17 protein-coding genes are annotated in these 20,415 nt (G+C 61.5%); 11 read left to right on the top strand and 6 right to left on the bottom strand.

The window, feature by feature from the left end:
* Nucleotides 1-8: 8 nt before the first annotated feature.
* From AB7828_RS12395 to AB7828_RS12385, 3 genes are read right to left on the bottom strand one after another with little or no spacing between them, the layout of a single operon-like run.
* On the bottom strand, nucleotides 9-776 hold the full coding sequence (locus tag AB7828_RS12395; protein ID WP_441230282.1) for an SDR family NAD(P)-dependent oxidoreductase: 768 nt from the start codon (nucleotides 774-776) through the stop codon (nucleotides 9-11).
* Entirely contained in the window at nucleotides 776-2,503 is a 1,728-nt protein-coding gene (locus tag AB7828_RS12390) for an FAD-dependent oxidoreductase (protein WP_309948248.1), read from the bottom strand. Before AB7828_RS12390 ends, AB7828_RS12395 begins: the two co-directional genes overlap by 1 nt.
* 6 nt (nucleotides 2,504-2,509) lie before the next feature.
* Nucleotides 2,510-3,715: an ABC transporter substrate-binding protein gene (locus AB7828_RS12385; RefSeq protein WP_439072514.1), complete on the bottom strand. Its 1,206-nt coding sequence runs from the start codon at nucleotides 3,713-3,715 to the stop codon at nucleotides 2,510-2,512.
* Here AB7828_RS12385 and AB7828_RS12380 point away from each other — a divergent pair.
* Nucleotides 3,709-3,876 (top strand): hypothetical protein, encoded by a 168-nt coding sequence (locus AB7828_RS12380; protein ID WP_441230281.1) that lies wholly within the window; start codon nucleotides 3,709-3,711, stop codon nucleotides 3,874-3,876. The genes AB7828_RS12385 and AB7828_RS12380 overlap by 7 nt on opposite strands.
* A 35-nt stretch (nucleotides 3,877-3,911) precedes the next feature.
* Here AB7828_RS12380 and AB7828_RS12375 read toward each other — a convergent pair whose 3' ends face one another.
* The gene (locus tag AB7828_RS12375) at nucleotides 3,912-4,835 is read right to left on the bottom strand and encodes a response regulator (RefSeq protein ID WP_441230280.1); all 924 of its coding nucleotides are present in this window, start codon (nucleotides 4,833-4,835) and stop codon (nucleotides 3,912-3,914) included.
* The gene (locus AB7828_RS12370; protein ID WP_441230279.1) at nucleotides 4,825-8,199 is read right to left on the bottom strand and encodes a hybrid sensor histidine kinase/response regulator; all 3,375 of its coding nucleotides are present in this window, start codon (nucleotides 8,197-8,199) and stop codon (nucleotides 4,825-4,827) included. The genes AB7828_RS12375 and AB7828_RS12370 overlap by 11 nt, the downstream gene beginning before the upstream one ends.
* Before the next feature lie 161 nt (nucleotides 8,200-8,360).
* On the opposite strand from AB7828_RS12370, the gene urtA reads away from it, so the two are divergent.
* The 10 genes from urtA to AB7828_RS12320 all read left to right on the top strand — a co-directional run bounded on the left by urtA (nucleotide 8,361) and on the right by AB7828_RS12320 (nucleotide 19,867).
* A complete protein-coding gene (urtA, locus tag AB7828_RS12365; RefSeq protein WP_439064527.1) occupies nucleotides 8,361-9,620 on the top strand; it encodes an urea ABC transporter substrate-binding protein in 1,260 nt (419 codons plus the stop codon).
* 133 nt (nucleotides 9,621-9,753) lie between these two features.
* The gene (urtB, locus tag AB7828_RS12360; protein ID WP_441230278.1) at nucleotides 9,754-10,680 is read left to right on the top strand and encodes an urea ABC transporter permease subunit UrtB; all 927 of its coding nucleotides are present in this window, start codon (nucleotides 9,754-9,756) and stop codon (nucleotides 10,678-10,680) included.
* 36 nt (nucleotides 10,681-10,716) lie between these two features.
* Nucleotides 10,717-11,877, top strand: a complete 1,161-nt coding sequence (gene urtC / locus AB7828_RS12355; protein WP_441230277.1) for an urea ABC transporter permease subunit UrtC — start codon at nucleotides 10,717-10,719, stop codon at nucleotides 11,875-11,877.
* Nucleotides 11,878-11,888: 11 nt separating this feature from the next.
* The gene (gene urtD / locus AB7828_RS12350) at nucleotides 11,889-12,644 is read left to right on the top strand and encodes an urea ABC transporter ATP-binding protein UrtD (RefSeq protein ID WP_441230276.1); all 756 of its coding nucleotides are present in this window, start codon (nucleotides 11,889-11,891) and stop codon (nucleotides 12,642-12,644) included.
* A 10-nt stretch (nucleotides 12,645-12,654) separates the two neighbouring features.
* Nucleotides 12,655-13,344, top strand: a complete 690-nt coding sequence (gene urtE, locus AB7828_RS12345) for an urea ABC transporter ATP-binding subunit UrtE (protein WP_441230275.1) — start codon at nucleotides 12,655-12,657, stop codon at nucleotides 13,342-13,344.
* 49 nt (nucleotides 13,345-13,393) lie between these two features.
* The gene (fmdA, locus tag AB7828_RS12340) at nucleotides 13,394-14,623 is read left to right on the top strand and encodes a formamidase (RefSeq protein ID WP_439064524.1); all 1,230 of its coding nucleotides are present in this window, start codon (nucleotides 13,394-13,396) and stop codon (nucleotides 14,621-14,623) included.
* Between the two features lie 189 nt (nucleotides 14,624-14,812).
* Nucleotides 14,813-15,154, top strand: coding sequence for an FmdB family zinc ribbon protein (locus AB7828_RS12335; protein ID WP_068735531.1), 342 nt, complete (start codon nucleotides 14,813-14,815; stop codon nucleotides 15,152-15,154).
* A 68-nt stretch (nucleotides 15,155-15,222) separates the two neighbouring features.
* Nucleotides 15,223-16,062 carry an aldo/keto reductase gene (locus AB7828_RS12330; RefSeq protein WP_441230274.1) on the top strand — a complete coding sequence of 280 codons (840 nt, stop codon included), beginning with the start codon at nucleotides 15,223-15,225 and terminating at the stop codon, nucleotides 16,060-16,062.
* 186 nt (nucleotides 16,063-16,248) lie between these two features.
* A complete protein-coding gene (locus AB7828_RS12325; RefSeq protein ID WP_374725716.1) occupies nucleotides 16,249-17,202 on the top strand; it encodes a DMT family transporter in 954 nt (317 codons plus the stop codon).
* A 247-nt stretch (nucleotides 17,203-17,449) separates the two neighbouring features.
* Complete coding sequence (locus AB7828_RS12320; RefSeq protein WP_441230273.1) at nucleotides 17,450-19,867, top strand: bifunctional diguanylate cyclase/phosphodiesterase; 2,418 nt, start codon at nucleotides 17,450-17,452, stop codon at nucleotides 19,865-19,867.
* 10 nt (nucleotides 19,868-19,877) lie between these two features.
* On the opposite strand, the gene AB7828_RS12315 is transcribed toward AB7828_RS12320, so the two are convergent.
* Nucleotides 19,878-20,339: an Lrp/AsnC family transcriptional regulator gene (locus AB7828_RS12315; protein WP_439059382.1), complete on the bottom strand. Its 462-nt coding sequence runs from the start codon at nucleotides 20,337-20,339 to the stop codon at nucleotides 19,878-19,880.
* Nucleotides 20,340-20,415 lie beyond the last annotated feature (76 nt).

The following is a 20,415-nucleotide window of genomic DNA, read 5'->3' as shown; positions in this document are numbered from 1 at the left end:
CGCAGACACTACACGGCCAGAAAGCCTCCATCCACTGGCAAGGTTGTGCCGGTGACATAGGACGCCATGGGAGAAGCGAGGAAGACCACGGGGCCAATCAGCTCATCGGGTTGGCCAACGCGCCCCAGTGGCGTGCGGCCGAGGAAGCCCGCCAGCCGTGCCGGATCGTTGCGTGTCGCTTCGGTCATGGCCGTCTCGATCACGCCCGGCGCAATGGCGTTGACGCGCACGCCGTCCTTGGCGACTTCGCGCGCCAGCGCTTGCGTCAGAAGCTTCACGCCGCCTTTGGAGGGCGAATAGCCGAGCGTATCGGCGACCCCGACGAAAGAGGCGATGGAGCCAAGATTGATCACGCTGCCACGCCGGGCGCGCAAGGCCGGCAGGAAGGCATGGGTGACATTAAACACGCCGTTGAGGTTGACGTCGAGTACGCGCCGCCAGTTCTCCACCGCGCGCTCGGAGTCGATGCCCTCGCGAATGATGATGCCGGCATTATTGATCAGGATCGAAATGTCGCCGGCGCTCGCTTTGACGGTCTGCGCGAGCTCTTGGCAGGCATCGACATCCGTGACGTCGAGATGATGATGCCATGACCGCTGCCCGGTGGCTGCAATATCGCCGGCCGTGCGTGCGGCGCCATCGCGGTCGATGTCGGTCACGATAACATTGGCGCCATGTGCAGCCAGCCCCAGCGCAATCGCACGACCGTTGCCGGCGCCGGCACCCGTTACAAGCGCCAATTGACCCTTGAGCAGATCGGGTGCGAAGCTGGCCATCATGCCGCCTTTACCGGTGTGCCGGCGAGGTGGCGGCCGGCGATATAGCCGAAGGTGAGCGCGGGGCCGAGCGTGATACCCGCGCCGGGGTAGTTGCCGCCCATGATGCTCGCCATGTCATTGCCGGCCGCATAGAGGCCGTTGATGACCTGACCGCCGGCATCGAGCGCGCGTGCCTGCGCATCGGTCCTGATGCCGGCATAGGTGCCGAGATCGCCAATCACCATCTTGATGGCATAGAACGGCCCTTGTTCGACCGGCGCGACGCAGGGGTTCGGCCCATGGTTGGCATCGCCCTGATAGCGATTATAGGCGCGTGAGCCCTTGCCATAGGCGGGATCGCGGCCTTCGGCGGCGGTGTTATTGAATTGCGCGACAGTGGTGACAAAGCCGCCGGCGTCTATGCCGGCCTTGCCCGCTAGTTCCTCGAGCGTATTACCCTTGATGAGATAACCGGAATTCAGATACTGGCCGATCGGCATCGGAAACGGCGGTACGGCGCCGAGCCCGTATTGGCGCAAGGCGCGGTGGTCGCAAACGAGCCAGGCCGCGATCTCCTCGCCGGGCTTCGCTGCTTTCATCATCTGCTGGACGAAAGCATGGTAGGAGTTGCCTTCATTGGCGAAACGGGCGCCATCGCGCATCACGGCGATCACGCCGGGTTTGGCGCGGTCGATGAAATGCGGCATCACGCCCTTGCTGCCGTCCTTGCGATGGGTGACCGACACGGGGACCCAGGCAGCGGCATTCGGCAATGAATCTTCGACACGGCCACCCACGGACTCGGCCAGACGAAGACCGTCGCCGGTATTGCCGGTTGGACCGGGCGAATAGTGCTCCCGGCCAGTCGGCGCATGCGGGAACATCGCCTTGCGCCGTTCGATGTCATGCGGGAAGCCGCCGCATGCGAGCACTACGCCGCGGCGTGCGAAGATGCGGATGCGCTTGCCGTTGCGCTCGATGATCGCGCCGCGGACCGCGCCGTTCTCGATGATCAGTTCACGCACCGGGGACGACAGCCAGAGCGGGATCTTGAGGTCGAAGGCCGATTTGGCGAGCCGGCCGGCGAGGGCGTTGCCGTTGGTCAATGTCATGCCGCGGCCATAGCGCAGCACGTTCAGGAAATGCTTCGACAGTCGCTTGGCCACGTAGACCGCCGAGGTCAGTGACTTTGTCGCGCGCATGAAGTGGATGATGTCCTTGCCGGAGCCAAGCATGATGCCGAACACCGTGAGTTCAGGCAGCGGCGCACCGATATCCTTGATGTGGTCGCCGAGTTCGCGTCCGTCGAACGGCCGGGCCACCATGGAGCGGCCACCCTGCTTGCCGCCGGGCGCCTCCGCATCGTAATCGGGAAAGGTCAGTGGCATGTCGAAGCGCACCGCCGTCTTGCTGGTGAAGAAATCGATTGCCTCCGGCCCTGCAGCGAGGAACGCATCGACGCGTGCGGCGTCATAGCTGTTGCCGGCCTCATGACGCAGATAGGCGCGCGCTTCGTCTGGGCCGTCATTGATGCCCCAGGCGCGCGCCAGCGATGTGCCGGGAATCCAGAGCCAGCCGCCGGAGCGCGCGGTCGTGCCACCGAACCGCGGCTCCTTTTCGACGATCAGGACATCGAGCCCGCTATGTTTGGCGGTAATCGCCGCCGACATGCCGGAGCAGCCGGAGCCGGCGACGAGTACGTCGCATTCATAGAGCTCAATATTCGCTTTGGGATCAGCAGCCATGAGACCTTACTTCTTCAGTAATGGGCATTTCGATTCAGAGATGGGCCGGAACGCGTCATCGCCCTTCACGGTCTTGACGATGTCGAGATAATCCCACGGCTCTTTGGATTCCGACGGCTTCTTGACGCGGGCCAGATACATGTCGCGGATGACGCGGCCGTCTTCGCGCAGTTTGCCGCCATGCACGAAGGTGTCTTCGATGGGCAGCTCGCGCATCTTGGCCATCACCTTGGCCGGATCGTCGGTGCCGGCAGCCTTGATGGCCTGGAGATAGTGCAGCACCGAGCCATAAACGCCGGTCTGGATCATGGTCGGCATCACCTTGGTGCGGTCGAAGAACTTCTTCGACCAGGCGCGCGTCTTGTCGTCCATGTTCCAGTAGGACGCGGTTGTCAGGTATGTGCCCTGAGCCGCTTCCAGCCCGATGGCATGCACGTCCGTGTCGAACATCAACAGGCCGACCAGTTTCTGTCCGCCCTTGACGAGACCGAACTCGCCGGACTGCTTGATCGAATTGTCAGTGTCCTGGCCGGCATTGGCGAAGGCGACGACTTCGGCCTTCGAGTTCTGCGCCTGCAGCGCAAAGGACGAGAAATCGGCGGTGTTGGTCGGATGGCGAACGCCGCCCAGCACCGTGCCGCCGCTCGCTTTGATGAAGCGCGTCGCGTCTTGTTCAAGCTGATTGCCGAAGGCGTAGTCGGCCGTAATGAAGAACCATGACTTTCCACCGCCGGCGACCACAGCAGAGGCCGTCACCTTCGCAAGCGCGTAGGTGTCGTAGGTGAAGTGGACCGTGTTGGGGCTGCACAGCTCATCCGTGAGCGTGCTTGCGCCGGGGCCGGACAGCAGTGCGATCTTGTTGCGGTCCTTCGCCAGATTATGAACCGCGATGGCGATGGCGGAGTTCGGGATATCGACAACGGCATCGACCTTGCCGGCGTCGAACCAGTTGCGCGCGATCTGGATGCCGACGTCAGACTTCATCTGGTGATCGGCGCTGATGATCTCGATCGGTTTGCCGAGCACTGTCGGGCCGAATTCCTCGAGCGCCATCTTCGCGGCTTCAACCGATCCAGGGCCGCTGTTGTCGCGCCCCCAGCTTGAGAGATCGGTAAGGACACCGATGCGAACGACGTCGTCGGAGACCTGAGCGGAAGCGGTGGATGTCCAAAGCGTGAGCGCGGCTGCGCACACCAGGAACTGGCGTGTCATCTGTTTCTCTCCCCAATGCGGCCTCGTGTCAGGCCAGTCATTCTCTGTTTTTCGACAAATTAGATATTGGCGAAAAGGTTTGTCAATGGCGAATATGTGAATACGCCCGCATCGGCATGCGCGGCGATGCCGCTCGTGCAGCGCAGCATCAAATCAATTGAAGAGGGAGCCGAACTATCCGAATGACGGGTTGAAGCTATTGCCGTCTGTGGCTCGCATTCACCGCAATTGCCGCAGCCGCGGTACGGTTCTCGACGCCAAGTTTAGCGTAGATCTGCTCGAGATGCTTGTCGACGGTGCGCGGTGAGAGGCCGAGTATCTGCGCGATATCGCGGTTGCTCTTGCCCTTGCTGAGCCAGGACAGCACTTCGCCCTCGCGGCCGGTGAGGCCAAGCTCCTTGCTGAATTCGGCGGGAGCAGTCGGCGCGTTTTCCTTGGCCAACCGCAGCAGGAATTCGTCGGAGCCGACTTTCCCCATATATTGCAGACGCAGCAGCTCGTTGCTCGGAAAGCCCGATGACGGTGCCGGTTTGGCGCCCGGCCGCTGCATCTGCTCAAGCCACTGCATCATGACCGGTGGCAGCAGCAATTCATCATTGGGGGCGGCGATCAGGTGATCGCTGAGCAATTTCTGCGCCTGCGGTGTGGCCCAGAGGATATTGCCCTTGTTGCTCACGGCAAGGAGGAAGCGTCCGGAGACATCCAGCGCGGTGCGCGCACTCTGCGTCAGCCGCGCATTGGCGAGATGCACGCGGATCCGCGCCAGCATTTCCTCGATGATGATCGGCTTGGTGACGTAATCGACGCCGCCGGCCTCGAGTCCGCGCACGATATGTTCGGTCTCGGACAGCCCGGTCATGAAAATCACGGGCACGTCGCCGAGACCCGCATCGCGCTTTAGCCGGCGGCAGGTCTCGAAGCCGTCGATCCCCGGCATGACGGCATCCAGCAGGATGATGTCCGGCGTGATCTGTTCGACAATGCGCATTGCGGCGGCGCCGTCCATGGCCACCATCACGGTCATGCCGGCGCCGTCCAAGGCATCGGTTAGCAGCCGCAATGTTTCCGGCGAGTCATCGACCACCAGCGCGACGTCGCGTTTTTTGTTGTCAGTGGTCATAGGTGTACAGCGTCTTCAAAGTGGCCATGTATTGATCGAGGTCGAAACGATCGATCAGCGAGCGCATCTGCGCGACGAAGTCGGCATGTTCGGGGTGTTCATTGCCGATTTCGTCGAGCTTCAGCTGGATGGCGCGGATATGCCCCATCTGCCCGAGGCTAATGAGTTCCTCTACATGATGCACGGGCGGCCGGGCGCCGCTATTGGGCGTCCATTGCGGCAGCGGTGCCACTTCGTCGCGTTCGTATTGCCATTCGATCTTCAGGAGTTGTCCGATCTGTTCCAGCAGCCGCGGCAGTTCGATCGGCTTCATCAGGTAGCCGTCGTGGAATGGCTGGGCGAGCGGCGTGCCATGGGCTTCTAGCGCGCTGGCCGAGACCATCAGGATGCGCGCCTGATGGTGGCCCGACGACCGTAGCTTCTCCGCCACCGTCCAACCGTCCATACCGGCCATGGAAATATCCAGCAGGAACAGATCGGGCCGGCAATGCTGGGCGAGGCTCAGGCAGGCCTGACCGTCGGGCGCGCTGAGAAGAATGAAGCCCAGCGGCGTCAGCACCTGACGCAAGAGGTCGCGCTGCGTCGGATCGTCGTCGGTCACGAGAATGGTCTTTCTGATACCGTGATAGCCGTAGATCGGCGCGTCCACCGGCGCGATGCGCGTGGGGTTGGTCACTTCGGAGAGCAGCATCTTGACGCGGAACGTGCTGCCGATGCCGACCTCGCTGGAGACGCGGATATCGCCGCCCATCACGCCGGCCAGCAGTTTGGAAATCGTGAGGCCCAAACCCGTGCCCGTGTGGGGCTGCGCAGCGCCAAGCGCGCCGCGTTCGAAGGGGGCGAAGATTCGTTCAAGATCGTCGGGGCGGATGCCTGGTCCGGTATCGATGATCTCGAATTCGGCGACCGGGCTGCGATAATGGATCACGAACTGGACGCTGCCGGCCTGCGTGAACTTGATAGCGTTGGAGAGCAGGTTGATCAGGATCTGCCGCAATCGCTTCTCGTCGGCATAGACGACCGTTGGCAGAATGTTCGGCCGCCGGAACACGAAGTCGATGCCCTTGGCTGCGGCCTGCAGGCGGAACATGCCGACGAGCTGATCTAGGAAGTCGGTGAGGCGGACTTCGTCGCGCGACAGATACAGGCGGCCGGCCTCGATCTTGGAAATATCCAGAATGCCGTCGATCAGGCCGGAGAGATGATCGGCGCTGCGTTTCACCACGCGAACCTGATCGCGCGGGCGGGTTTGCAGGCTCTCGTCCTGTTCCAGAAGCTGCGCATAGCCACTGATGGCATTGAGCGGCGAGCGCAGTTCGTGACTGAGGCCGACCACGTAGCGACTCTTGGCGAGATTGGCGGATTCTGCGACCTCCTTGGCGCGCTGCAGCTCGGCATCGGTGCGTTTGTGCGCATCGATTTCCTGCATCAGCAGGGTGGTCTGCCGCTTGGTCTCGGCTTCAGCGGCGCGACGGCTTTGTTTGGCCAGCACGAAGAGCCATGCCACCACGCCGATGATGATCGCCAGCGCGAAGAACACTTTCCACAGCACTTCCGAGACCTGCGCACTGTCTCCCGGCGATGCGGCGGAGGTCTGCAGATAGATCAGTCCCAGCGTCAGGCCGACGAGACCGGCAGCGATCATGAACACGCCAAGATAGTGGCCGAGCTGCGAATTGAGCCGGGCCAGGATCGGCTCTGGCAGCAATTTGCCGAACGTCGCCGACATCTGTGCGTCGATCCGCGCATGAGGCTTGCAGAGATCGTGGCAACGCGCATCGAGCGAGCAGCACAGTGAGCAGATCGGGCCGGCATAGGCCGGGCAGTGGGCCATGTCCTCGGGCTCGAACGAATGTTCGCAGATACAGCACTGGATCGCTGCCATGTTCTGCCAGGCGCGCTTCGGCTTGCGGGCGATGTAATATTTTCCGCCAGTCGCGAAGGCGATGATGGGGGCGGTCACAAGCGCGGTAAGCAAGGCTACGAACGGCGACAGTGCCTTGGCTGTGGGGCCGAACAGGCCGTAGAAGGCGCTGACCGACATCAGGGTGGCGGCCAGCATGGCGCCGACGCCGACCGGGTTGATGTCGTAGAGATGTGCGCGCTTGAATTCCATCTGCTGCGGACGCAGCCCGAGCGGCTTGTTGATGACGAGATCGGCGACCAGCGCGCCGACCCATGCAATCGCAACGTTCGAGTACAGCGCCAGCGTCTGCTCCAGCGCCTTGTAGACGCCGATTTCCATCAGCAGCAGCGCGACCAGCACATTGAACACCAGCCAGACGACGCGGCCGGGATGGCTGTGGGTGAGGCGAGAGAAGAAGTTCGACCAGGCGATCGAGCCGGCATAGGCGTTGGTGACGTTGATCTTGAGCTGCGACAGGATCACGAAGGTGCCGGTCAGTGCCAGCGCCAGATCAGGCTGCGACAGCACATAGCGAAACGCTTCGAGATACATATGCGCGGGCTCGGCGGCGTGCTCGGCCGAAACGCCGTGGGTCAGTGCGAAATAGGCGAGGAACGAACCGGCCAGCAGCTTGATTGCGCCGACAATGATCCAGCCTGGGCCCGCGCACAGTAGCGCCACCCACCAGCTCGCACGCGAGCTGCGGCGGTCGCGCGGCAGGAAGCGCAGGAAGTCGACCTGTTCGCCGATCTGCGCGACCAGCGAGAATACGACCGAAGCGGCCGTGCCAAACAGCAGGAGATCGAGATGACCGGCGGCGCTGCCGTGGTCGCCCGGAAATTTGGTCCAGGCCACGAAGGAGTCGCGGCTGGCATAGGCGATGGCCGCGAAAGGCAGCAGGTTGAGCACCAGCCAGATCGGCTGGGTCCAGAGCTGAAAACGGCTGATTAGCGTGATGCCATGGGTCACCAAGGGGATGATGACCACGGCCGATATCAGGTAGCCAATGGGGCGCGGAATATCGAAACACATCTCCAGTGCCGAGGCGAGAATGACCGCCTCGATGGCGAAGAAGATGAAGGTGAAAGACGCATAAATCAGCGAGGTAACAGTCGAGCCGATATAGCCGAAACCGGCACCGCGGGTGAGGAGATCGATATCAATGCCGCATTTTGCGGCATAATACGCGATCGGCAATCCGCAGCAGAAGATGATGACGCTGACCACCAGGATCGCTGCCGTGGCGTTGGTCATGCCGTAATTGATGGTGATGGTGCCGCCGATGGCCTCGAGGGCGAGAAACGAGATGGCGCCCAATGCCGTGTTGGCGACCCGCGCGGCGGACCAGCGCCTGGCGCTCTTCGCCGTAAAGCGGAGTGCGTAATCCTCCAGGGTCTGGTTGGCGACCCATTGATTGTACTGGCGTCTCACGCGGTCGATACGCTGCCGCCCTGCCACTACTCCGCTCCTGACCCTGTCAAACTACGCATGTTTGCGTGATGCAAAAACCTACGTCGGCGTTTTGCGGTGCAGTATACGCGATCTCGCGTATCCGTGCACCGCACAAGTTCAGCAATGCTTGCCTCACCAATAGGCGTACTCGAACCAGTGGGGTTGAAATGTCAGACGAGAAGAAACCGGGCTTGCACTCGCCATTGCGGCGTAAACTGCTGATGGGCATGGCGGCTTTGCCGGCAATGTCGCTGCTTCCGCGCACATCTTTTGCGCAGGCGCCGGCCACCTCAGCCATCAATACCACCGGCCTTGCGGTTACCGATACGGAAGTTACCGTCGGCATTCTGCATTCCGTCACCGGTACTATGGCGATCTCGGAAACCGGCTCGGTTCAGGCTGAAAAGCTCGCCATCGACCAGATCAACGCCATGGGCGGCGTGCTCGGCCGCAAGATCAAGTTCATCCAGGAAGACGGTGCCTCGGACTGGCCGACCTTCGCTGAAAAGGCCAAGAAGCTGCTGGTCAACGACAAGGTCGCCGCCATCATGGGCTGCTGGACCTCGGCCTCCCGCAAGGCGGTGCTGCCGGTCATGGAGCAGTACAATGGCATGCTCTACTACCCGACCTTCTATGAAGGCCTCGAGCAGTCCAAGAATGTCATCTACACCGGTCAGGAAGCCACCCAGCAGATCCTCGCCGGCCTCGACTGGGTCTCCAAGACCAAGAACGGCAAGAGCTTCTATCTGATCGGCTCGGATTATATCTGGCCGCGCACGTCGATGAAGATCGCCCGCAAGCACATCGAGGGCAAGCTCGGCGGCAAGGTGTCGGGCGAAGAATACTTCCCGCTCGGCCACACCCAGTTCAACTCGGTGATCAACAAGATCAAGCTGACCAAGCCGGACGTGATCTATGCGGCAGTGGTCGGCGGCTCCAACGTCGCCTTCTACAAGCAGCTCAAGGCGGCCGGCATCGACCTGTCGAAGCAGACCATGCTGACCATCTCGGTCACCGAGGACGAGATCGACGGCATCGGCGGCGAGAACATCGCGGGCGCCTATGCCTGTATGAAGTACTTCCAGTCGCTCGATAATCCGAACAACAAGGAATTCGTCGCTGCCTTCAAGAAGATGTGGGGCGAGAAGACCGTGATCGGCGACGTGACGCAGGCTGCCTATCTCGGCCCGTGGCTCTGGAAAATGACGGTCGAAAAGGCCGGCAGTTTCGATATCGACAAGATCGCACCTGCGTCTGCCGGTATCGAATTCACCAAGGCGCCGGAAGGCTACGTCAAGATCCATCCGAACCACCATCTGTGGTCGAAGGCTCGCGTCGGCCAGGCCCAGCTCGATGGCCAGTTCAAGGTGGTCTACGAGACGCCCGAACTGATCGAGCCGGATCCGTTCCCGAAGGGCTACCAGTAAGCCTTGCTCGTCAAGTGCGGAGCGTAGCTCCGCGCTCCTTCTCCCTGGCGCGGACGACCTATCCGCGCACGACAACCCCGCGTCGCGTCTCATCGCGCGGCGCGGGACCCTTTCCCTGACGGAGGACGGATCGATGTTCGGCGACTATTCGATTGGCGACCTTGGCGCCATCTTCGCAATGCAGGGCTTTGCCGGCCTGATCCTGTTCTCGGTCTACGTGCTGATGGCGCTCGGCCTCGCCATCATCTTCGGCCAGATGGGCGTCATCAACATGGCCCATGGCGAATTCATGATCCTCGGCGCCTACGTCACCTGGCTGACGTCGAGCTTCTTCCAGTCGCATCTGCCGTCGCTGTTCTCCGGCTACTTCTTCGTCGCCATGATCCTCGCCTTCATCGCCTCCGGTGCGCTGGGGATGTTGGTCGAATGGGGCCTCATACGACATCTCTACAAGCGCCCGCTCGATACGTTGCTGGCGACGTGGGGCCTCAGCCTGATCTTGCAGCAGGCCTATCGCTCGGTGTTCGGCGCGCGCGAAGTCGGCGTCGAACTGCCGCAATGGATGATGGGCTCCAAGCAGGTCACCGACACGATCGAAGTGCCGATCAACGGCATCTTCGTGATGTGCCTGACGCTGGCGATCACCATGGTCGTCGCCTGGATCATGTTCAAGTCACGCTGGGGCAAGCAGGTGCGCGCCGTGGTGCAGAACCGCGTGATGGCAGGCGCCGTCGGCATCAATACCGAAAAGGTCGATCGCTACACGTTTGGTCTCGGCTGCGGCATCGCCGGGATCGCCGGCTCAGCCTTCACCATGATCGGCTCCACCGGGCCGACGTCGGGCCAGCTCTATATCGTCGATACGTTCCTCGTCGTGGTGTTCGGCGGCGCGGCCAGCCTGTTCGGCACCATCGCCTCGGCCTTCACCATCTCTCAGGCGCAGTCGACCATGGAGTTCTTCATGTCCGGCTCGATGGCCAAGGTGCTGACGCTGCTCACCATCGTCGCGATCCTGATGATCCGGCCGCAGGGCCTGTTCGCCCTCAAGGTCCGCAAGTAAGCGCGTGCAGTACAGACAGAGCAGGGCATCATCACCATGATCAATTCACGCTTCTTCAACCGCTCGGAGCTTCTCGGCTTCCTGTCGCTGCTGCTGCTGCTCGCGGTCATCCTGCCGCTGTTCCTCGACACTTTCAGGCTCAACCTCGTCGCCAAATATCTCACCTATGCCTTCGTCGCCATCGGGCTTGTGATGTGCTGGGGCTATGGCGGCATTCTCAGCCTCGGACAGGGCGTGTTCTTCGGCCTCGGCGGCTACTGTATGGCGATGTTCCTGAAGCTGGAAGCCTCCAGCGTCGCCAACACTAAGATCCAGTCGACCCCCGGCATTCCGGATTTCATGGACTGGAACCAGATCACGGCGCTGCCAATGTTCTGGAAGCCGTTTCACTCGCTGACGCTGACTGTCATCGCCATTCTCGTGGTGCCGACGCTGCTGGCCTTCATCATCGGTGCCGCCATGTTCAAGCGCCGCGTCGGCGGCGTCTATTTCGCCATCATCACCCAGGCCATCGCGGCGATCGCAACCATCCTGATCATCGGTCAGCAGGGCTATACCGGCGGCATCAACGGCATGACCGACCTGCGCACGCTGAACGGCTGGGATATCCGCACCGATCACGCCAAGGTCATCCTCTACTTCTTCGAAGTCTTCGTGCTGTTCGCCTGCATCATCGCGGCGCAGTTCATTCGCCTGACCAAGCTCGGCCGCATCCTGGTGGCCATGCGTGAGCAGGAAGATCGCGTCCGCTTCTCCGGCTACAGCGTCGCGAATTTCAAGATCTTCGCCTTCTGCGCGGCGGCAATGTTCGCGGCGATCGGCGGCGCCATGTTCACGCTGCAGATCGGTTTCATGTCGCCGTCCTTTGTCGGCATCGTGCCGTCGATCGAGATGGTGATCTACACTGCCGTCGGTGGCCGCATGTCCATCTTCGGCGCGGTCTACGGCACGCTGCTGGTAAATTACGCCAAGACGATGCTGTCGGAATCCTTCCCCGAGCTCTGGCTGTTCGGTCTCGGCGGTCTCTTCATCGCCGTGGTGCTGTTCTTCCCGAACGGCCTGTCCGGCATCTGGCGCGATCATGTGGCGCGCCATGTGGACCGGCTATTCGCCATGCGCTCGTCGGCATCGCGCAAAGCATTTGCCAGCAAGACCTTGGCCAGTAAATCCGTCGCCGACGGCGCACCGGCAGAGTAGGAGACACACATATGCTCGTCGGACATCAGCCCAAAGAGTTTCTGCTCGCGGTCGAAGGGCTCACCGTTTCCTTCGACGGTTTCAAGGCGGTCAACGATCTCTCTTTCTATGTCGAAGAGAACGAGATTCGCGTCATCATCGGCCCCAACGGCGCCGGCAAGACCACGGTGCTCGACCTGATCTGCGGCAAGACCAAGGCCACGGCAGGCTCCGTGCAGTTCCGCGGCAAGGAGCTGACCAAGCTGAAGGAGAACCAGATCGTAACGGCCGGCGTCGGCCGCAAGTTCCAGACGCCGTCGGTCTATGAGGATCTGACCGTCTTCGAGAATCTGGAGATCTGCTATCCGCGCGGCCGCGGTGTGTTCGGCTCGTTGATGTTCAAGCGCGACGCTGCGGTGAAGGACCGCGTCGAGGAAGTCGCCGAGATGATCTTCCTCAAGGATCGCCTCAACATGTATGCGGAGTTTTTGAGCCACGGCCAGAAGCAATGGCTGGAGATCGGCATGCTGCTGATCCAGGACCCGGATCTGCTGATGCTCGACGAACCCGTTGCCGGCATGAGCGTCAGCGAACGCGTCAAGACTGCGGAGCTTCTCAATACCATCATCAAGAACCGTTCGGTGCTGGTGATCGAGCACGACATGAAATTCGTCGAGGACATCGCCCACAAGGTCACCGTGCTGCATCAGGGCCAGATCCTCTCCGAGGGGACGATGGAGAAAGTGCAGAACGATCCGAAGGTCATCGAAGTCTATCTGGGGCATTGAGGAGATCATCATGCTTGCAATCAACGATCTCCACGTCGCCTACGGCCATGCTGAAGTGCTCCATGGCCTCAATGTCCAGGTGCAGCCTAACGAAATCGTGGCTATCATGGGCCGCAACGGCATGGGCAAGACCACGCTGATGAAATCGCTGATGGGAATCGTGCCGACCAAGTCGGGCTCGGTGACCATGGAAGGCAAGGAGCTCGGCGCGCTGAAGAGCTACGAGCGCGTCGCCCGCGGCCTCGCTTACGTGCCGCAGGGGCGCATGATCTTCTCGCACATGACAGTGAAGGAGAACATCGAGACTGGCCTCGTCGCCTCGGGCGAGAAGGAAGTGCCGGGCGATCTCTACGAATTGTTCCCGGTGCTGCTGGAAATGAAAGGTCGCCGCGGTGGCAATCTCTCGGGTGGTCAGCAACAGCAGCTGGCCATCGCGCGCGCGCTCGCCACCAAGCCGAAGGTGCTGCTGCTGGACGAGCCGACCGAAGGCATCCAGCCATCGATCATCAAGGACATGGCGCGCACGCTGAAGCACATCCGCGACACCAAGGGCCTGTCGATCATCGTCTCCGAACAGGTGCTGAGCTTCGCGCTGGACGTCGCCGATCGCGTGCTCGTCATCGAGAATGGCGAGATCGTGCGCGACGAAGCGCGCGAAGGTATCGATGCCGCGCAGATCGCTAAGTACCTGTCCGTCTAATTCACCACGCGTCCAACCACCAAGACCAGTAACCGAAGGGGAGCATTGAATGCCAGATACACTGATCAAGGTCGACCTTACGCAATCGGCCTACGACAACGACATGATTCACAACCGCTGGCATTCGGACATTCCCATGGTCGCATGGGTCAATCCCGGCGATGACTTCATCGTCGAGACCTATGACTGGACCGGCGGCTTCATCAAGAACAATGACTCGGCCGACGACGTGCGCGACATCGATCTGTCGATCGTGCACTTCCTGTCCGGCCCGATCGGCGTCAAGGGCGCGGAGCCCGGTGATCTCCTCGTCGTCGATCTGCTCGATGTCGGCCCGATGAAGGATAGTCTCTGGGGCTTCAACGGCTTCTTCTCCAAGCAGAATGGCGGCGGCTTTCTCACCGATCACTTCCCGGAAGCGCAGAAGTCGATCTGGGACTTCAAGGGCATGTACACCTCGTCGCGCCACATCCCGGGCGTGAATTTCGCGGGCCTGATCCATCCCGGCCTGATCGGCTGTCTGCCCGACCCGAAACTGCTCGCCACCTGGAACGAGCGCGAGACCGCGCTGATCGCGACGAACCCGACCCGCGTGCCCGGCCTTGCCAATCCGCCGTTCGGCCCGACTGCCCATATGGGTCGGCTGAAGGGTGAGGCGAAGGAGAAGGCTGCGGCCGAAGGCGCGCGCACCGTGCCGCCGCGCGAGCATGGCGGCAATTGCGATATCAAGGATCTGTCGCGCGGTTCGAAGGTCTATTTCCCGGTCTATGTCCCTGGCGGCGGTCTCTCCATGGGCGACCTGCACTTCAGCCAAGGCGACGGTGAAATCACCTTCTGCGGCGCCATCGAGATGGCCGGCTGGCTGCATATCAAGGTCGATGTCATCAAGGACGGCGTGTCGAAATACGGTATCAAGAACCCCGTGTTCAAGCCGTCACCGATGACGCCGAACTATAATGACTTCCTGATCTTCGAAGGCATCTCTGTCGACGAGCAGGGCAAGCAGCATTATCTCGACGTGCACATCGCTTATCGTCAGGCCTGTCTGAACGCCATCGAATATCTGAAGAAGTTCGGCTATTCCGGCGCCCAGGCCTATTCGATCCTCGGCACCGCGCCGGTGCAGGGCCACATCTCCGGCGTCGTCGACGTGCCGAATGCCTGCGCTACGCTATGGCTGCCGACGCAGATCTTTGACTTCGATATCAATCCGTCATCGGCAGGGCCCGTCAAACACATCAAGGGCGACATCCAGATGCCGCTCTCGCCGGACAAGTAACGCGGTCAACTCGGCTGCGGGGCTCTAGTCACGACCCCGCAGCACCTTTTTCTTTCGCTAACTCTCCGCCGTCATTGCGAGGAGCGAAGCGACGAAGCAATCCAGTCTTCCCTCGCTTGCGGCTTTCTGGATTGCTTCGCTTCGCTCGCAATGACGGGGAGAGGGCATTGTCTCACAATGGATCATCCCATGCCGGTCTATGAATATCTCTGCGACGATTGCGGTCCCTTCACCGACATGCGGCCGATGGCCGAATGCGATGACCCGCAGGACTGCCCGCATTGCGCGACACAGGCGCCGCGTGTGATCCTGACCGCGCCGGCGTTCTTCTGCATGCCCTCCGACAAGCGCAAGGCCCACGCCACCAACGAGCGCAGCCGCAATGCGCCGAAGACATCGGCGGAGTACAAGGCGTCGCATGGGGCTGGCTGCGGCTGCTGTTCCGGCAAGAAGCCGTCGCGGCTGGTGAAGCAGACCCGCTCGGGCGCCAAGAGCTTCCCGACAGCGCGGCCGTGGATGATCAGCCACTGACTCCTCTGAATTGATGCGCTAAAGTCCACTCCCGTGTGCCTCATTGCCGCGGGAGGCGGAGGCGCAGCATGCGACACAATCCATTCGGCCACACCAAGCGCGACGTCTCAGTCATCGGGCAGGGCACCTGGTATATCGACCACAGTGACCGCGCTGCGGCGGTCAGGGCGCTGCAGGCCGGCCTCGATGCCGGCATGACCCATATCGACACGGCCGAAATGTATGGTGACGCGGAACTCGTGATTGCAGAGGCCATCGCCCGCCGTCGCGACGAGGTGTTCCTGGTCTCCAAGGTGTTGCCGAGCAACGCGTCGCGGAAGGGCACCATTGCCGCCTGCGAGCGCTCGCTGAAGCGGCTGGGTACCGACCGGCTCGATTGCTACCTGCTGCACTGGCGCGGGCAGGTTCCGCTTGCCGAGACCGTCGCTGCCTTCGAAGAGTTGAAGGCCGCCGGCAAGATTGCCTCCTGGGGCGTCAGCAATTTCGATGTCGACGATCTCAACGAGCTGTCGAAACTTGCAGGCAAGGGCGCCATCGCCTGCAATCAGGTGCTCTATCATTTGCAGGAGCGCGCCATCGAACACCGCGTGATCCCGTGGTGCGAGAGCCATGGCGTCGCTGTCGTGGCCTATTCGCCGTTCGGTCATAATGATTTCCCGTCGACGCGCTCGCCGGGCGGCAAAATCCTGCAGCAGATGGCCGATGCCCATCTGGCCACGCCGCGGCAGGTGGCGCTCGCTTTCCTGATCCGTCAGCCAACGGTCTTCGCAATTCCGAAGGCTTCTTCGGCCGCCCATGCGGCGGACAACGCGGCGGCGAGTGCATTGACGCTCAGCGCGGCCGAACTGGCTGATATTGGAAAGGTATTCCCGCTCGGCCGGGAGCCTTCCAGTCTACCGATGCTGTAGGGATGCGGTAAAATCGATGCTGCGCTGCACGCTGGCCGCTGATGCATCGGCCGGCATAGGCTTTTTTGCCTGCCTGCATATCCGTGTCCTGATATCGGCAGTTGTCCCGGCCTCGTGATCGTCGTTTTGTGAGCCGTATTCGATTCGGCTCGCTGCACCGACGAGCCCGCATATTGGTCCCCGCTCGTGACAAGCCATGTTCCGCCGCCGAAGACTGCTGCCCCTGTATCGGCGCATCGCCATACCGACCGGCCGCTGCGCGGCATTCTGATGATCATTTGTTCGACGGCGTTTCTGGCGTCATCGGACGCGATGGCGAAGTATCTGTCGCGCACGGGCATGCCATCGGTGGAGATCGCCTGGATCCGCTTTCTGGTGTTCGTCGTGATCCTGCTGCCGATCGTACTGGCGCCGGCCTCGGGCAATCCGATGCGCTCGACGCGGCCGCTGCTGCAGGTATTTCGCGGGCTGGGCCTGTTGTGTTCGTCGATCTTCTTCATCATGGCGCTCGGCTATCTGCCGATCGCGGAAGCGACTGCGACTGGCTTCATCTCGCCGCTATTCGTCACCGGGCTATCGGTTCTCTTCCTCGGCGAAAAGGTCGGTCTGCGCCGCTGGACCGCCACCATCGCAGGGCTTCTGGGCGTATTGATCATCGTGCGGCCGGGTACCGCGGCGTTTCAGCCCGGTACGATCTTTCCGATCATTTCGGCGCTGGGCTGGGCGACCGCATTGGTGCTGACGCGCAAAATCAGCGGGGCCGACCGCGCCATCACCACGATGGCGTTCTCGGCGATCACCGGCTTTCTCGTGCTCAGTGTCATCGTGCCGTTCTACTGGATCGTGCCGAGCTGGACGCAGATCGCGCTCGGTGTTGGTATTGGCGTTGCCGCTACTGTCGGCCACTGGATTGTCGTATTGGCCTTCCGCTATGCGGATGCATCGGTACTGGCACCGTTCTCCTATGTGCAGCTGGTGTGGGTGACGCTGATCGGCTTCTTCCTGTTTGGCGAAGTGCCCGATGCTGTCACTTTCGCCGGTGCTGCAATCATCATCGCCAGCGGTGTCTACACCGCACATCGCGAACGCGTGCGCCGCGCGCAGGTCACCGCGCCGGCGGAACCTTATCCGAGCGCGTAATGATGAGCTGTTGATCGAGACAGGTCGTCCCCATAGCTCGATTTCCCCTGAGCCATGGCGCTTGCGGTGGGTACATCCGAATGTGTTGTATATCTTTCCGCAAACATGGACGATGATACCCGGCATATTTCGGGCTTTATCGCGGCTTAAGAATAACAGCTCTTCTGTGCAATTTTTCCGTGAGTTTTAAGCATTCCGAACGTTGCACGCGCTATGCTTCGATATCTCGTCATATGTTGGTATCTTTATGCTACGAGTCTGGAATTGCATCGAGTTGCAGCATGACTGGCGGCAGATCCTGCTGGCGGCAGCGGTGTGTTTTCTCTCCAGCCTTGCTGCTGTCAACCTGTTCACGCGCGCCCGCACCGCATTGCCCGACACGCGCCTTGCGTGGTTGATTACCGCAGGCGCGGTCACCGGCTTGGGCACATGGGCGACGCATTTCATCGCGATGCTCGCATACACGCCTGGTTTCGAACTCCACTACGACCTCATCATCACCGCCTGTTCGCTCGTCGCCTCTGCAGTGATGACCACGGCCGGCTTCGCCATCGCGCTGTTCAATCGGACCAAACGGAACGCGCTGGCCGGCGGCGCGGTGATCGGCCTCGGCATCGCCTGCATGCACTATATGGGCATGGCGTCGCTGCGCATCCCCGCCATCATCCAGTGGATGCCGGACCTCGTGACGGCGTCGGTCGTCGGCGGCATGGTGATTGCCGCCTTGGCGATCCTCGTCGCCCAGACAGCCGACCGGCCCGGCAAGCTGCTCGTTGCCGCACTGCTTCTGACGCTCGCGATCTGCGTACATCACTTCGTTGCCATGGGCGCGATCGATCTGACCTACAATGCCGCAGCCGCTGAGAACCAAAGTCTGCTGTCGCCGATCGAACTGTCGCTGGCCATTGCGGCCTTCACCGCCGCCGTGGTGATCGCGGGCCTCGTCGTTGCCGTAACAGATCAGCGCACCCGCCGCAGCATGAGCAAGCGCAATCTGCAGCTCGATGCGGCGCTCAACAATATGGAGCAGGGCCTATGCATGTATAGCGCTGATGGCCTGCTCGAATTGTGGAACGAAAGCTACATGCGCATGTACAATATCCCGCCGGCGAAAATGTTCGCCGGCGCGACCGAGGATCAGGTGCTGGCAATTCGCGCGGCGGCTGGCACGCTGTTCGTCGATATGGATAGTTATGAGATGAAGATGCGGACGGCGCTCGCGGATCGCGTGCCGAGCAGCCAGACCGCCGAGCTGCCGGATGGACGCGCCATCAATGTGCGCTACCGGCCGATGAAGAATGGCGGCTGGGTCGCGACCTACGCCGACATCACCGACCGCAAACTCAGCGAAGCGCGGATCGTGCATCTCGCGCGGCACGATCCGATCACCGATCTGCCCAATCGTGTTGCCTTCAACGAACATCTGGCCCGCGTCTTCAAAGAGGCCTCGGCGGGACACGGCTCGTTTGCGATCGCGCGGATCGATATCGACCGCTTCAGAGAGACAAATGATGTATACGGCCAGGCCACCGGAGACGCTGTATTGGCTGAGCTAGCGAAGCGGCTGGCGCAAGCCTGCAACGGTGCATTTCTGGCACGGCCGAGTGGCGATATCTTCTCGATCGTGTCTCATCTCGGCGCGGAGCCGCAAACAGCGGAAGATCTCTGTGCGCGGTTGTCGGGCATTCTCGATAATACGTTTCAGATCGACGGCCAGCACGTCAATGTTCGCTGTAGTATCGGCATCTCCGTCTATCCGCAGGACGGCCAGGATATCGAAGCTCTCATTGCGCATGCGGATCTGGCGCTCGATCGTGCCAAGGCCGAGGAACGCGGCACCATCCGCTTCTTCGAGGCTGCGATGGATCAGCACATCCGCGAGAAACGACTGCTGCAACGTGATCTCGTGGTGGCGGTCGAGAACAAGCAATTCCAACTCTATTTTCAGCCGCAGGCGACCACCGAGGGCGCTGTCGTCGCCTTCGAGGTTCTGCTGCGCTGGCGGCATCCCGAGCGCGGCATCATCTCGCCGACGGTGTTCATTCCGCTGGCGGAGGAGAGCGGTCTGATAGGCGCCATCGACGAGTGGGTGGTGCGCGAGGCCTGTCGCGAGGCGGCGACCTGGGTCAATCCGCTGTCGATCGCCATCAACCTGTCGCCGGTCAACTTTCAGCGCGGCGATGTACCCGGGACGCTCGCCGCCGTTCTCGCGGAAACCGGTCTCTGCCCAAAGCGTGTCGAGATCGAGATCACGGAAGGCGTGCTGATTGACGATTTTGCTGGTGCCATCGCGATCCTGCACGCCGTCAAGGAACTGGGCGTTCGCGTCGCCATGGATGATTTCGGCACGGGTTATTCGAGCCTGAGCTATCTGCAGGCTTTCCCCTTCGACAAGATCAAGATCGACCAGACCTTCGTGGCCAATCTCGAGGACAATCCGCAGTCCGCGGCTATTGTTCACGCTATCATCGGGCTCGGCCGCTCGTTGAAGCTCCCGGTAATCGCCGAGGGCGTCGAGACCGTCGCCCAAATGTCGTTTCTTGCCGCCGAGGGCTGTGCGGAGATCCAGGGCTTCCTGATCGGCCGCCCGCAGCCGATTGCGCATTATCAAAGCGTCGTCAGCGCCCCGGGTGGTACCGCCGCCGCGGTGAAGCGAGCCAGCTAGCTCTGGACCCTCACACCGGCAGTGCGATCGAATACTTCACCTGGCTGAGGGCGAAGCTGGATTCGATCGAGGCGATGCCGTCGAGCCGGGTCAGCTTGTTCTTCAGGAATGCTTCATAGGATGACAGATCCGCCGCGACGACGCGCAAGAGATAGTCGCGGTTCCCTGTCATCAGATAACACTCCAGCACTTCCTCCCATTTCGAAATCGCCTTGGCGAAACGATTGAGGTCTTCCTCCTTCTGTCGCACGAGCTTGATGGAGATGAAGACGCTGACCGGAAGCCCGATCTCCTTCTGGTCCACGAGCGCCATATAGCGGGTGATGACGCCGCGCTCCTCCAGCAATTTCACCCTGCGATGGCACGGCGAGATCGATAGCCCGACCCTTTCGGCAAGCTCCTGCATGGTGATGCGGCTGTCGATCTGCAGCGCGGCGAGAATCTTGCGGTCGATTGCGTCGAGGGCTGACATTGGGAAAATTCCATGAAATTGGAGCCAGAACAATTCATTTATCCCAATATGGCCGTGGTTGTCGCGATGAATTGAG

This window comes from Tardiphaga sp. 215_C5_N2_1 (assembly GCF_052076055.1).
Taxonomy (GTDB): Bacteria; Pseudomonadota; Alphaproteobacteria; order Rhizobiales; family Xanthobacteraceae; genus Tardiphaga; species Tardiphaga robiniae.
Note: the sequence above shows the minus strand (reverse complement) of the source record. Positions and strands in the feature narration are given on the sequence as shown.